Here is a 12,575-nt window from a genome sequence, read left to right as displayed (position 1 = left end):
CCGGGCGTCAGCAGCTCGCCAGGATCCGGTCCATCGCGTCGCGCTCGGCGGCCGTCACCCACAGCCCGTAGCGCTCCTTGACCAGCACCTGCCGTGACACGTAAGAGCAGCGGAACTCGCGACGCGGCGGTAGCCATGTGGCGGTGTCGCCGTCGCCCTTCTGCTGATTGGCCCACCCCGCCACGGCCATGAGGTTCAGTGGGTCGTTGGCGAAATCGCGCCGCTGTTCCTCGGTGAGCTGCTGGGCGCCCTTCTGCCACGCGTCCGACAGCGCCACCACGTGGTCGATCTGCACCTCCGAGGAGGTGTCCTGTCCGCGCGTGAACTCGATGCGCTCCCCGGTGTACGGGCCCTCGAGGACGCCGGTGAGGACCACGCAGTCGCGGGTTCCCGGCCGGAAGGTGAGGTCCGTGAGGTCCCGCTTGAGGATGTCGTTGCGGGTGTCGCATCCGTTGTGGCCGAACTCCACGGACACGTCGTCGGTCCAGGCCTGCCCGAACAGGTCCCGGTCGTAGCCCGTCCTGGGCGCACGGCCCTTCACCTCGAGTTGCGGCAACGCCACCTTCGCGGCGCTGACCAGCGGGTCGCCCGACGGGTCCGCCGGCGGGGCGACCGGGGGTGCGGGCTCGGCCGGGGCGCCCGCGTCCGGCGCGGGAGTGGCCGGTGGGATCGGCGACGACGACGAGACCGCCCCGCCCGGATCGACCTGCGAGCTCTGGGGGGTGCCGGTCGTGCCGGGAGCGCCGTCCTCGGCTTCCGAGCACCAGCCGATCCCTGCCAGCATGGCCACACCGAGGACGACTGCACCGATTGCACGAGGGGTTCCGGAACTCATGCGGGGCACCCTAGCGACGGCCTCGGACATCCCCGCCCGCGGCAGGGCATCAGCAGATGCGGCTGCGCATCAGCGGGAGCGCGTGCACACCGCCCGAGACTGCGCGCACCCGTCCGAGTCGGCGTGTGCGTCATGCCTGCGCGCACCCGTCCGAATCCGCTTGTGCATCGAGCCGGCGCGCGCCGGGCCCGCAGCCGCTGCTCCCGGCGTTGGCGTCTCGCTCCCGCGGATGTACGTGGATTTCACCGTCGCTCGTCGCGATGGCGTCTCGCTCCTGTCTCCGCTCGAGCAATGGGCTCGCCCGGCCCGCAGCCGCTCTCCTCCCTGGCGTCTCGCTCCTGCGGATGCGCGGGATTTCGATCCTCGCTCCTCGCGATGGAGTCTGGCCTGCGCAGGGGGACGGGCGAGACGCCATGGCCGCGCGCGGCTGTGGTCGGACTGCGAGCACCGGCGGCCCGCGGGACGTCGAGGACACCGTGGCCCGGGATCCGGCTAGCCTTGCCCGCGATGCCGCCCGCGACTCCCGACCGCAGTCACGCACCGGCCGAGACGGACCCGCCCGCCGAGACGGGGCCTCCCGCCGAGACGGTTCCGGCTGTCGAGACCGATCCGCGCACCGGGTCCGCCCCCGCGGCCTCCCGCCCTGTGATCGGCCGCCGCCCGTTGCTCATGGCCTGCGTGTTCGTGGTGCTGGCGGCCACGGGGGCGCGGCTGTGGGTCGCGGCGGCGGGGTGGTTCTACTGGGACGACCTCATCCTCCACGGCCTAGCCGCCCGGCACGCGTGGCCGCATCCGGACCTGCTGTTCACCGACCACGACGGCCACCTCATGCCCGGCGGGATGGCCCTGATCTGGCTGGCCGCGCACCTCGCGCCGCTGGACTTCCGGATGCCGCTGCTGCAGATCGCGCTGCTCCAGCTGGTCTCCGGCGCGGCGCTGGCCCGCATGCTGTGGGTGTTGCTGTCCGGGCGGACGGTCCTGCTCGTCCCGCTGGCGGCGGCGCTGACGATCCCGCTGGGCCTGCCCGCCGCCACGTGGTGGGCGGCGGCGCTCAACGCGCTCCCGCTCACCGCAGCGATGGCGTGGGCCGTCGCGTCGATGGTCCAGCTCGCGCGTACGGGCAGGACGCGGCACGCGGTGGGTGCGGCGGTGGCCACCGCGCTGGGTCTGCTGTTCGTGGAGAAGGCCCTCATCGTCCCGGTGGTCGCGGCCGTCGTTCTGCTGGGCGGGTGGTGGACGACGAGCGGAACGCGCACCGACCTGCTCACACTCTGGCGGCGGACCCGCGCCGCCTGGCTCGCCCAGGCCGTGATCGTGGCGGTATGGGCGGCGGTCTTCCTCGTCGTCGTCGGCCGTCTCGGCGGGGGCGCGCTCGACCCGGACCCGACCGGGGCGACGAGTGGCGCGGCGAGTGGCACGGCGAGTGGCACGACCGGCTCTGCAAGCGCGGCGGGCGGCGACGGCGCACCGCTGCGGTTCGCGGCGCTGGTCGACCACACCTACCGGCTGGCCGTCGCGCCGACGCTCGGCGGCGGGCCGTGGCGGTGGGATCGATGGCATCCCGGCCCGCCGATGGCAGACCCGCCCCTCGCCGCGGTGATCGCCGGCGCGGTCGCGTGCGTGGCCGTGCTGGCGTGGTCCCTGGCCACCAGGCGCCGTACCGGTGCGGTCTGGGCGGGCGCAGCGCTGTACCCGCTGGTCCCGGTGGTCCTCGTGGCGGTCGGCCGCGCGGGCCCGGACACCGCCGCGGAGATCGTCCAGACGCTGCGCTACCACGCCGAGCTTCCCGTCGTGCTGGCCGCGGCGACGGCCCTCGCCCTGGCGGCGCCCCGACGCGCACACAACACACCGACGCGCGGCGGATGGCCGGCCGCCGGCGCGCTCGGCCTCGTGGCGCTGCTCGCCTCCTCCGCCGTCTCGACCGCCACCTACCGGCAGTCCTGGGCCGAGCAGCCCTCCCGCGACTACGTCCAGCCGCTGCTCGCCGCGCTGCGCGACCGCACCGAACCGCTGCTGGATAAGGACCTCCCGCCCGAGGTGCTGCTGCCCGTCACGGCCCCCGCGCACCGGCTGTCCTGGCTGCTCGCGGGCGTGCCCGGCGTCCCGGAGGTGGGGGCGTGGACCCGTGAGCCGGTGGTGATCGACGCGCACGGCACGATGCACCCGGCCGACGTGGTGCCCAGCCGCACGCTCCCGCAGGGCCCCGAGCCGGGCTGCGGCCACCGGATCGGCTCCGACGGCGCCCGGATCGAGCTGGACGGGCCGCTGATCGGGCGCGACTGGGTGGTGCGGCTCCACGTGTTCGCCGAGGCCGACGGTCACGTGTCCGTGCGCCTCGACGACGGCGAGCCCGCGATCGTGCCCGTCGAGGCGGGGCTGGGCACGGTGTACGTGCGTCTCGTCGGCGGGGGGAGCGGACTCACCGTCTCGCCTCTCGGCGGGCTGCAGGAGCTGTGTCTGGGCAGCGGACCGGTCGGGGTGCTCGTGCCGCGCTGAGGTCTGCCGACGCGGTGGACCATAATGGGCGGGTCGGACGGCGGGCGACGAGACGAGCCCGCGGGCCGGGACGAGACGCTGACAGGGCGGGGAACGGAGGCGGGTCATCGACATCGCGATGGTCATGATGACCCTCACCGCGCTCCTGGTGGTACCCGGCGTGATTGTCGGCGCCGCCGCGCAACTGCCCCTTCGCCTGTCGGTGGCCACGTCGATCCCCGTCTCGTTCGGAATCGCCGCGATCTCCGGCTACGTCTACGGTCGCATCGGCGTGCCGTGGTCACTCGGCGGGTACGTGGTCGCCACGGCCGCCACCGCCGCCGTCGTGGGTGTGGTGGGGTTGGCCATCACCGGGCTCCTGTGGATGGGGCGACGACGACGAGCACGCCGATCCCGGCCGGCGGGAGGGCGAGGCGGTCGCCCGGTCGGCGGGTCCGGCGACGCCGGGCGACGTGGCCGGGTGGGCGGCCGGCCGGGGCGGCGCGCGCGGTGGTGGCTGCTGCCGGGCGTGGCGGTGCTGGTCAGCGCCTGGCTGATCGGGCAGATGATCCTCACCGAGCTGTCGGCGATGCCGGGCGGCACCGCGAACATCTTCCAGGGCTGGGACGCCCACTGGCACGCCAACTACATCCGCTTCATCCACGACGTGGGCCTCGCCTCGCCCGACCAGGCCGGTGCGCTGCGGTACCCGGAGAACGGCGCGACGCTGTACTACCCGAGCACGTGGCACGCGATCGCCGCGCTCGTGATGGGTTTGTGCGGGATCGGGGCGGTCGAGACGTACAACCTCGTGCAGATCGGCAGCGTCGCGCTGGTCTTCCCGCTCGGTGTGGCGGCGCTGGCGTGGCTCATCACGCACCGGCACTTCTCGCGGCCGGTGGTGGCCACGTCGGCGGCCGTCGCGGCGATGGCCACCCCGCTGTTCCCCGGGCTGCCGTTCGTCGAGGTGATGGTGGCCGCGACCCCGTCGGCCGTGGCCAACGGCATGGCCGGCCTCGGCGCCGCCGTGGTGGTGGCGGCGCTGGCGGACCGGCGGCTCATCCCCGCGGCGGCGCTGGGCCTGGTCGGCATCGGCGGCGTCCACCCCTCGGCGATGGTCACCGCCGGGGTGTTCGTCCTGTTCTGGTGGCTCTTCGACGGGCTGTGGCGGCCGGTGCGCGGGCGGGTGCGCGATTTCGCGGTGTTGGCCGGCATCGGCCTGGCCGGGGTGCTGACGCTGTTGCCGCAGGTGCTCACCGTCTCGGAGGAGGCCGACGACATCTCGGCGTTCGAGTTCGAGATCGGCGCCGATCGCGCCGCGACGTGGGGCAAGGCGGTCGCTCTGCAGGTCCGGCACGTCGAGGACTGGGGCGTGCGCTGGGTGCTCCTGTCTCTCGCGGCGCTGGGGCTGCTCGTCATGCTGCGCCGCCGCGTGGTGTGGCCGCTCCTGCTGTGGGGCGGTCTGCTCGTGGTGTGCGTGAACGCCATGAGCGTCTTCGGTAACTGGACCGGCGGCGTGCTCCGCGGAATCGGCAGCGTCTACTACAACGACCCCCGCCGGATCGGGGTGGTGCTCGCGGTGCTGGTGGCCGCCGCCGTGGGCGCGGGCGTGGGCGCCACCGTGCAGGGCCTGGCGGGGTGGCTCGGTCGGCTCATGGATCCGGTCACCGATCCCGAGGGCCGCGGCGTGGAGTTGGCGCGGGTGGCCGTGGCGCTGGCCGCCCTGGTCGGCGTGGGCTCGTGGGTCGTGCAGGCCTCGCCCGAGTACGCCTCCGCGGCCGGCACCAGTCAGCGCTGGGGCCGCATGGTCGACCAGCACGACCTGCGCGCGTTCCAGTGGTTGTCCGAGCAACCGCGGGCCTACTCGGGACTGATCTACACGAACCCCGACGAGGGCTCCGGGTGGATGTACGCCACCCACGGCCTGCCCTCGACAGCGCGGCACTACCTGCAGCCCGGATCGACCGCCCCGCTGACGACCTACCTGTTCTCGCGGATCGACCGGGCCGGCGAGGACCCGCGGGTCGATCAGGCGCTCGCCGACCTGGGTGTCACCTATGTGTACGTCAGCCCGCCGAACTACTGGGGGTTCCAGCGGCCCAACGAACACCTGCTCGACCTGGCGACCACGCCCGGCCTGGTCACCGTGTACGCGGATTCGCAGGTGCGCATCCACGCCGTGCGCGCCGCGTTCACCGACGCCGAGCTCGCGCAGATCCTGGAGAACTCGCCGTTCCCGCCCGAGCGGCGGACCCCGCTCACCAGGGCGACGGAACTCTACGGACCGGAGTGAGTCCGCCGCGGACCCCGCGGTCGTATTGTGAACACTGTCCTCCGACAGGGGGAGCGGCGGCGGGGCCTGTCGCACGAGGGAGGGGAACGAATGCGCGCACTGGTGACGGGCGGGGCCGGGTTCATCGGCTCGACCCTGGCGGACAGGCTGTTGGGCGAGGGCCACGAGGTGACGGTGGTGGACAACCTGTCGCGGGGGCGGTTGGAGAACCTCGCCGCCGCGCGGGAGGCGGGTGACCGCTTCGTCTTCCACCAGTTGGATCTCACCGACCCGGCGATCGAGGACGTCGTGGCGCAGGCCCGTCCGGAGGTGATCTTCCATCTGGCCGCGCAGATCGACGTGCGCCTGTCGGTCGAGGACCCGGTGCACGACGCCGAGGTCAACGTGGTCGGCACGGTCCGCCTCGCGGAGGCCGCGCGCAAGGCCGGTGTGCGGCGGATTGTCTTCACGTCCTCCGGCGGGTCGATCTACGGGCCCGTCACCGAGCTGCCGGTCGCGGAGACCCGCCCGGTCGATCCGCTGAGCCCCTACGCGGCGGGCAAGGTCGCCGGCGAGATCTACCTGGAGATGTTCTCGCGGCTGTACGGCATCGAGTGGGCGGGGGTGGCGCCGGCGAACGTGTACGGGCCGCGTCAGGACCCGCACGGCGAGGCCGGCGTCGTGGCGATCTTCTCGCAGCGCCTGCTCGCCGGGCAGCCCACCCGGGTGTTCGGCGACGGCGGCAACACGCGCGACTACGTGTTCGTCGACGACGTGGTGGACGCCTTCGTGCGCGCTGCCGAGGTGCCGGCGGCCGCGGGCCTGCGGTTCAACGTGGGCACCGGCGTCGAGACCACCGACCGTGGCCTGCACACGCTGGTCGCCGAGGCCGCGGGCGCTCCCGACGATCCGGAGTACGCGCCCGCCCGCCTGGGCGATGTCGCCCGCTCGGCGCTGGACGCCGGTCGCGCGGCCGAGGTGCTGGGCTGGGTCCCGCAGGTGACGATCCGCGAGGGCGTGGCCCGCACGGTCGACTACTTCCGCGACTGACCCCGGCGGGTCTACTCGCCCCGCTCGTCGGCCGCGTCGGTCGCCTCATCCTCTGCGGTCGTCTCCGCCACGGTCGCGTTCCCGCCGACCGCGGCGGCCCCGACGGTGTTCGGCTGGAGGAGCACGTTCGGGCGGGGGAGGAACGGCCGAAGCAGGTCCGGGAAGCCGGGCGCGGGCCGGGCGCCGTCGGGCTGCCGCACCTCGAGATCGCCCTGACCGCCCTGCTCGCCGCCCTCACCGTTCTCGACGGTCTCACCCTGGCCGGCGTCGCCGCCAGTCTCTCCGGTGCCGGGGCCTTCGCCGGGCCCGACCGCCGGGGCGCCCTCGGTCCCGGCACCCTGGCCGGCGTCCGGCGCGGGCGCCGCCGGCGCGACGGGCGCGACCGGCGCCTGCCGGACCGGCTGGACGGTGGTGGCCTGCCGCGCCGGGGCCGCGGTCGGCACGGTGGTCGAGGGCGCCTGCGTCGCGACGGGCGTCTCCGTGGTCTCCTCCGGCGTCGTCGTCTCGGTGGGCGGCTCGCTGGTCTCCTCGGTGGTGGTCTCGGTGGTCGTCTCGGAGGTGGTGCTCGCGATCGGCTCGGCGGTGGGGCCGCCGGTCTGGGCGGTCTCCACCTGGGCGCGGGCCCGCTCGACGGCCTGGGCGCTGCGGTGGGAGTCGTACCAGAGGCCGGTCGTGATGAGGCCGACGGACAGGACCCCCAGCGCGCTCATCCCCACGGCGGTGAGGGACGGGCGGGTGAAGCGGGTGTCGAGCGATGCCATGGGCCCCAGTATCAGACAGCCTCCGTGCGAACGCCAACACCTTCCCCCGCCGCGCGCGTCGCCGGCGGGACGATCGTCAGTCGTTCGGGCGCTTCCCAGGTGACCTCGGCATCGGCGTAGGGCTCGCGGTCGCGGCGCAACCAGAGGCCGGCGACATGGCGCCGGAGGACGGGCAGCAGCCGACCCTCGTCGCCTCGCCGGACGGCGGTGTGGCGGGCGCGGATCTCACGCTCGCGCCACAGAGGGACGGGCCCGCCGAGCATCACGGTGAGCATCGCGCGGAACGCGCCGCAGTCGCGGTCGAACACCCCGCCGTGCCCGCGCGTGCCGTAGACGGGCGTGCCGTCGGCGAAGTAGCCGGTGTCGAGGCGCACGCCGCCGTCGCCGAGGTCGGAGTGCGACCACCGACGCCGCAGCCCGAAGCGCACCTGGAGCAGCTCGACGGGGTCGCCGGGCGCGGTGAGGGTGTAGCGGCGTACCGGGCCGGGGGCGCGCCAGTCCGACGGCCCCGTCACGCCCACGCCGAGGTCGGGGGATTCGGCGTAGATGACGCGGTCGGCGCGCAGGCCCAGGCGCTCGGCGGTGCCGACGATCCGGCCGCCGTAGGAGTGGCCCACCACGGTGAGCGCGGCGCCCGGGCACTCGATCTCGATCACCCGGTCGACCTCGCGGCAGAAGCGCACCAGCCGCGGCGCCATCGTCTCGGCGTACCGCGGGTTGCCGGCGTCGGCCATGATGTCCTGCGGGAACTCGCCGTCGAGGAACGCGATCACCGCCAGTCGGCCGTCTGCCGCGTCGACGAGGTCCACGGCGACGTCGGTGTTGACGTGCGACATGTCGAGATTGGTGCCGGTCCCGGGGACGTACACCGCGACCGCCTCCGTGCGCGGTCCGAGGTCGCCCACGACCTCGATCATCCGGCCACCGCGCCGCGGGGAGAAGGCGGGGAAGGAACGACGACGACGACGAGCGTCGCGCCGCGCCATCGTCTCCAGTCTCCCGATACGCGGGGACCACGGGGTGCCCGCCAGCTGCTCGCGGTGGAGCGCCCTGCGCACGGCCACCGCGTTGGAGCGGGCCCGCATCGGCCACGGCACGCCGTAGGTCCCGCCGACGGCCTCGGGCTCGGCGAGCGTGAGCAGTCGCCTGTCGGCGACCGGCAGGTGCTCGATCCGCGAATAGACCTCCTCGGGCTCGGCGGTCGCCCAGCCGGCCACGGTCGCGGCGGTGTCGATGCCGCCGGTAGCTCTCCCGGTGGCCCTGCCGCCCTCGGCGCCCGGTTCGGCGCGCCCGCCCTCCGCGGCCCGGGCGCATCCCGCGAGTCTGGCCAGGTCGGCGAGCGCGTTGCGCCGGGCCCGGCCCAGCCGCTCGCGTTGCCGGGCGTGCTGCGGCTCGGGCAGGGGGTCCGGTCCGTCGAGGTCGTCGAAGGCGTCCTCGGCGAGTTCGACCAGACGGTAGACGCCGGCCAGTTGTTCGTCGAGGCCGCGGGTCTCGCCGTCGATCGCGTCGGCGAGGGCGTCGAGCGCGGGGGAGCGGGTCGGGGCGGTGAGCAGGGCGTCGCGGGCGGTCGCGAGGGCGTCCCGTGTCGCCACGAGGTCGGCGGCCAGCTCGAGCAGCGCGACGACCCGGGCCGGCGGCGGGTTCTCCGGCAGTGCCCCGGTCATCGGACGCCGCGGTGCGGTTGGGAGGTGGCCACCGCGCGGGCCGCCTCTCCGGCCGACGCCTCGGTCAGCGTGCCGTCCGCCAGGGCGCCCGCGAGCTCGGCCAGTCGCGCGATTCGGTCGGCGGCGGGGCCCAGGAGGGCGCGGACCTCGTCGTCGTCGCCCCTGTCGACTCCCGCGGCGTCGGATGCGCGCTCGCTACGGGCGCGGTCGAGGCGGTCGCTCGCCACCTCGAGGCGCCGCAGCAGGCGCACGGCCTCGCCTCGCACGGCCTCGCCTCGCACGGCCTCACCACGCACGGCCTCACTACGCACGGCGTCGTCCACGGACGGGGTCAGGGCCGCAGCGGGTCGTCGTCCGCTGCCGGCTTCATCGCGCGGACGTCGACCCGGTCGTCGGGACGCACGGCGTTCTGCAGCGCGATGGTGCGCGCCAGGCGCGAGTAGCGCAGCTCCTGCTCGCGGAACCGCACGTAGGTGGAGACGGTGACGAACGCGAAGCCCATGACCAGCGCGTAGAGCACCAGGTCGGTGCCACGCTGGACGCCCAGCGCGTTGGCGATCACCGTGAGGTCGTCGGGCCGGATCACGGCGTAGACCATGAACACGACGAACAGCACGAAGCCGATCTTCACACCGGCCTTCGCACGCGCCTTGCGGCGGTTGGCCAGAAAGAACGCCACCAGCGCGGCGCCGGCCAGCAGGAGCAGGACCTTGATCATCGGGGCAGCCTCTTTCCCACGAACCCGTCGGAGAGGATGTTGATGCCGTTGAGCAGCGACTGGCCCTTGGACATCGAGTACTCGGTGTAGAGGATGTCGACCGGCTGCTCGGCCACCCGCCAGCCGCGACTGTCCATGAGCTCCACGAACTCGCTGGCGTGGCTCATGCCGTTCATCCGCAGGTTGAGCTCCTCGGCGACGCGGCGGTTGAACACGCGCAGGCCGTTGTGCGCGTCGGTCAGGCCCAGTCGGCGGGTGCGGGGGCTGAGCAGTACGACCGTGCGCAGGACGAGCCGTTTGATGAGCGGCACCTGGTCGTCCTCGCCGCGCGGGCGGCCGAAGCGGGTGCCGACGATGATGTCGATCGGTTCGCTGCGCAACCGGCCGACCATCGCCTGCACGTCCTTGACCTGGTGCTGGCCGTCGGCGTCGAACGTGACGAAGTACCGCGCGCCGGGCTGGGCGCGGGCGTACTCCACGCCGGTCTGGATGGCCGCGCCCTGACCGAGGTTCACCGGGTGCCGCACCAGGTGCGCCCCGGCGCGGTGGATCGCCGCGGCCGAGTCGTCGGCCGAACCGTCGTCCACCGCCACGATGTTGGGGAACGTCTCGCGCGCGCCGGCGAGCACGTCCTCGATCACGGTGCCCTCGTTGAAACACGGCACGATGAGCCACACATCGCGGTTACCGCCGGGGCCCGAGCCGTCAGCCCGCCCGTCCGCCGCGCCCGGCTCGCCATCCCGCACACTGTCACCCGTCATCGCGGGTCGATACTATGCGATCAGTCGGACAACCCGGTGAAGAGAAGGACGGCGGTTCCCCTGATGGCCATTGACGTGATGCTCCCGTACTACGGGGACGTCGACCACTTCAAGAAGGCCGTGGACAGTGTCCTCGCCCAGAGCTACCGGGACTTCCGCCTCGTCGTGGTGGACGACGGCTACCCGGACCCCGAGCCCGCCCGCTACATGGGCGAGATCACCGCGCGCGACGAGCGGGTCTCGTACGAGAAGAATGAGGTCAACCTCGGCGCGAACGGCAACTACCGCAAGTGCGTGGACATGGTCACCGCGCCGATTGTGGTGATCATGGGCGCCGACGACGTCATGCTGCCCAACTACCTGCAGGTCGTGGCCGACGGGTTCGCCGCCGTGCCCGACGCCGCCGTCATGGAGGTGGGCGTCAGCGTCATCGACGAGCACGGAGCGCCCGTTCGCGGCCTGTCCGACTCGGTGAAGGCGTTCACCCAGCCCAAGACCCAGGGCCGTACCGTCCTGCACGGCGAGAAGCTCATGACCTCGCTCATGCACGGAAACTGGACCTACTTCCCGTCGCTGGCGTGGAACTCCGAGTGGGTCAAGCGGATCGGCTTCCGCGAGGGCTTGGACGTGGTGCAGGACCTCGCGCTGCTGGTGGACGTCATCACCGGCGGCGGCCACATGATCTACGACCCCACGCTGGCGTTCCTCTACCGCCGGCACTCCGCCTCCGATTCCTCCGTCCGCGCACTCGACGGTCGGCGGTTCGACGAGGAGGCCCGCTTCTTCGCCGGTGAGGCCGACGCGTTCGCCGCCCGCGGCTGGAAGAACGCCGAGCGGGCCGCCCGGCTGCACGTCACGTCGCGGCTCAACGCGCTGTCGCTCATCCCGACCGCGGCCAAGGCGGGCAAGCTCGCCGAGGGCGGGAAGAAGCTGCTCGGCCACACCTTCCGCAAGTTCTGACGCGGCGATGACCGGCGGCGCGGATCTCGGTGGCGTCGGCCCCGGCGGTGCGCGTACCGGCGGCGAGGGTCGCCGTGGCGAGGGTCTCCGCGGCGAGGGTCGCCGTGGCGCCGGTCGCGATCCCGTGCGCGCGCGGTGGGGCCTGGGCCTGTCCATGTACGCGGTCGAGGCCGTGGCGGTGGGCTTTCTCGCGCTGCTCTTCGGCGGTCTGTCCGCGATGCTCGCCGACACCTGTTTCAGCGGGAGCACCGAGCTCATCTGCGAACCACGCTGGCAGACAATCATGGCGGCCACGCCGATCACCGCGTGGCTCGTCACGGTCGCCGCGTTCGTGGGGCTGTTGTGGTGGCTTCGACGGTTCTGGCTGGTGCTGGCGGCGATGGTGGCGACCCCGGTGGTGCCGTTGGTGGCGTTCCTCGTCATGGAGGCGGTGGTCACCGCGTGACCCGGGTGGTGGGTCCGGTGGGGCGGTCGTGATCCCCGCGTCGTGGGTGCCGCACCGGCGTGACGACGGCGAGGTGGTCGGCTGGATCGACATGACGGTCGCCGAGCCGCTGGTCGTGCCGATCGACAGACTGGGTCGGCCGATGGACCCGGTCGATGACTGGCACGACGCCGAGCAGGTCCTGGAGCGGGTGGGCCTGCGGTTTCTCCTGGGGCGCTATGTCATCGACGAGGGCGGCCGTGAGGTCGTGGTCCGCATCGCGCATGTCTACGACGACCGCATCGTGCTGACCACCGCCCTCACCGATGCGATCGAGGAGGTAGGCCGCGAGATCGTGGTGCCGTTCCCGGCGCCGGCCGGGCTCCGGCGCGTCGGGTAACTCAGCGGCGCCTCTCCGCGCCCACGGGCCGGCGTCATGATCGGCTGGCTTCGCCTGTTCCGGTCTTCTAGTCTCGTGCCGCACCTCCGCCGGTGTAGTCGCGGCCGAGGGTGCGTCCGCGGTAGGGGGCGGCGGCGTCGTCCGTGGGCGCGGGTTCCTCGGCGCGCGGGCGGCCGAGCACCGCCGGGGCGACTTTGACCGGTTCGCCGATGATGGCGGTGGTGTTGGTGGCGTTGGTCAGGTAGCTCGCCGGCG

The 12,575-nt window shown here is 73.6% G+C and carries 13 protein-coding genes; 6 read left to right on the top strand and 7 right to left on the bottom strand.

The window, feature by feature from the left end; all coding sequences use genetic code 11:
- Positions 1 to 7 precede the first annotated feature (7 nt).
- Positions 8 to 835, bottom strand: a complete 828-nt coding sequence (locus tag KHA85_RS14810) for an HNH endonuclease family protein (RefSeq protein ID WP_236885758.1) — start codon at positions 833 to 835, stop codon at positions 8 to 10.
- 507 nt (positions 836 to 1,342) lie between these two features.
- On the opposite strand from KHA85_RS14810, the gene KHA85_RS14805 reads away from it, so the two are divergent.
- From KHA85_RS14805 to KHA85_RS14795, 3 genes are all read left to right on the top strand, one after another.
- A complete protein-coding gene (locus tag KHA85_RS14805; protein WP_213186390.1) occupies positions 1,343 to 3,331 on the top strand; it encodes a glycosyltransferase family protein in 1,989 nt (662 codons plus the stop codon).
- Positions 3,332 to 3,449: 118 nt separating this feature from the next.
- A complete protein-coding gene (locus KHA85_RS14800; RefSeq protein ID WP_213186389.1) occupies positions 3,450 to 5,603 on the top strand; it encodes a DUF6541 family protein in 2,154 nt (717 codons plus the stop codon).
- A 90-nt stretch (positions 5,604 to 5,693) separates the two neighbouring features.
- A complete protein-coding gene (locus KHA85_RS14795; RefSeq protein ID WP_213186388.1) occupies positions 5,694 to 6,632 on the top strand; it encodes an SDR family NAD(P)-dependent oxidoreductase in 939 nt (312 codons plus the stop codon).
- A gap of 11 nt (positions 6,633 to 6,643) precedes the next feature.
- Here KHA85_RS14795 and KHA85_RS14790 read toward each other — a convergent pair whose 3' ends face one another.
- From KHA85_RS14790 to ppgS, 5 genes are read right to left on the bottom strand one after another with little or no spacing between them, the layout of a single operon-like run.
- Positions 6,644 to 7,393 (bottom strand): hypothetical protein, encoded by a 750-nt coding sequence (locus KHA85_RS14790; protein ID WP_213186387.1) that lies wholly within the window; start codon positions 7,391 to 7,393, stop codon positions 6,644 to 6,646.
- Between the two features lie 11 nt (positions 7,394 to 7,404).
- Positions 7,405 to 9,057: an alpha/beta hydrolase gene (locus tag KHA85_RS14785; RefSeq protein ID WP_213186386.1), complete on the bottom strand. Its 1,653-nt coding sequence runs from the start codon at positions 9,055 to 9,057 to the stop codon at positions 7,405 to 7,407.
- On the bottom strand, positions 9,054 to 9,368 hold the full coding sequence (locus tag KHA85_RS18125; protein ID WP_236885757.1) for a hypothetical protein: 315 nt from the start codon (positions 9,366 to 9,368) through the stop codon (positions 9,054 to 9,056). Before KHA85_RS18125 ends, KHA85_RS14785 begins: the two co-directional genes overlap by 4 nt.
- A 20-nt stretch (positions 9,369 to 9,388) precedes the next feature.
- On the bottom strand, positions 9,389 to 9,775 hold the full coding sequence (locus tag KHA85_RS14775; RefSeq protein WP_131885819.1) for a DUF2304 domain-containing protein: 387 nt from the start codon (positions 9,773 to 9,775) through the stop codon (positions 9,389 to 9,391).
- The gene (gene ppgS / locus KHA85_RS14770) at positions 9,772 to 10,536 is read right to left on the bottom strand and encodes a polyprenyl-phospho-N-acetylgalactosaminyl synthase PpgS (protein ID WP_236885756.1); all 765 of its coding nucleotides are present in this window, start codon (positions 10,534 to 10,536) and stop codon (positions 9,772 to 9,774) included. Before ppgS ends, KHA85_RS14775 begins: the two co-directional genes overlap by 4 nt.
- A 63-nt stretch (positions 10,537 to 10,599) precedes the next feature.
- Between ppgS and KHA85_RS14765 the strand changes: the two genes are divergently transcribed.
- From KHA85_RS14765 to KHA85_RS14755, 3 genes are read left to right on the top strand one after another with little or no spacing between them, the layout of a single operon-like run.
- Positions 10,600 to 11,496, top strand: coding sequence for a glycosyltransferase family 2 protein (locus KHA85_RS14765; protein WP_063935381.1), 897 nt, complete (start codon positions 10,600 to 10,602; stop codon positions 11,494 to 11,496).
- A 7-nt stretch (positions 11,497 to 11,503) separates the two neighbouring features.
- Entirely contained in the window at positions 11,504 to 11,941 is a 438-nt protein-coding gene (locus KHA85_RS14760) for a hypothetical protein (RefSeq protein ID WP_213186384.1), read from the top strand.
- Between the two features lie 28 nt (positions 11,942 to 11,969).
- Complete coding sequence (locus tag KHA85_RS14755) at positions 11,970 to 12,320, top strand: hypothetical protein (protein WP_213186383.1); 351 nt, start codon at positions 11,970 to 11,972, stop codon at positions 12,318 to 12,320.
- Positions 12,321 to 12,387: 67 nt separating this feature from the next.
- Here the strand turns inward: KHA85_RS14755 and KHA85_RS14750 are convergent.
- Positions 12,388 to 12,575, bottom strand: a 188-nt coding sequence (locus tag KHA85_RS14750) for a hypothetical protein (RefSeq protein WP_213186382.1), incomplete at its 5' end; no start/stop codon positions are given.

The sequence above is a fragment of the Dietzia massiliensis genome, assembly GCF_018390595.1.
In the GTDB taxonomy this organism is placed as follows: Bacteria; Actinomycetota; Actinomycetes; order Mycobacteriales; family Mycobacteriaceae; genus Dietzia; species Dietzia massiliensis.
This window is presented reverse-complemented; position numbering and strand designations above follow the sequence as displayed.

Coding starts and splice junctions, on each gene's coding strand:
- KHA85_RS14810 (WP_236885758.1), bottom strand. CDS start 835: ATGAGTTCCGGAACCCCTCGTGCAATCGGTGCAGTCGTCCTCGGTGTG.
- KHA85_RS14805 (WP_213186390.1), top strand. CDS start 1,343: ATGCCGCCCGCGACTCCCGACCGCAGTCACGCACCGGCCGAGACGGAC.
- KHA85_RS14800 (WP_213186389.1), top strand. CDS start 3,450: ATGGTCATGATGACCCTCACCGCGCTCCTGGTGGTACCCGGCGTGATT.
- KHA85_RS14795 (WP_213186388.1), top strand. CDS start 5,694: ATGCGCGCACTGGTGACGGGCGGGGCCGGGTTCATCGGCTCGACCCTG.
- KHA85_RS14790 (WP_213186387.1), bottom strand. CDS start 7,393: ATGGCATCGCTCGACACCCGCTTCACCCGCCCGTCCCTCACCGCCGTG.
- KHA85_RS14785 (WP_213186386.1), bottom strand. CDS start 9,057: ATGACCGGGGCACTGCCGGAGAACCCGCCGCCGGCCCGGGTCGTCGCG.
- KHA85_RS14775 (WP_131885819.1), bottom strand. CDS start 9,775: ATGATCAAGGTCCTGCTCCTGCTGGCCGGCGCCGCGCTGGTGGCGTTC.
- ppgS (WP_236885756.1), bottom strand. CDS start 10,536: ATGACGGGTGACAGTGTGCGGGATGGCGAGCCGGGCGCGGCGGACGGG.
- KHA85_RS14765 (WP_063935381.1), top strand. CDS start 10,600: ATGGCCATTGACGTGATGCTCCCGTACTACGGGGACGTCGACCACTTC.
- KHA85_RS14760 (WP_213186384.1), top strand. CDS start 11,504: ATGACCGGCGGCGCGGATCTCGGTGGCGTCGGCCCCGGCGGTGCGCGT.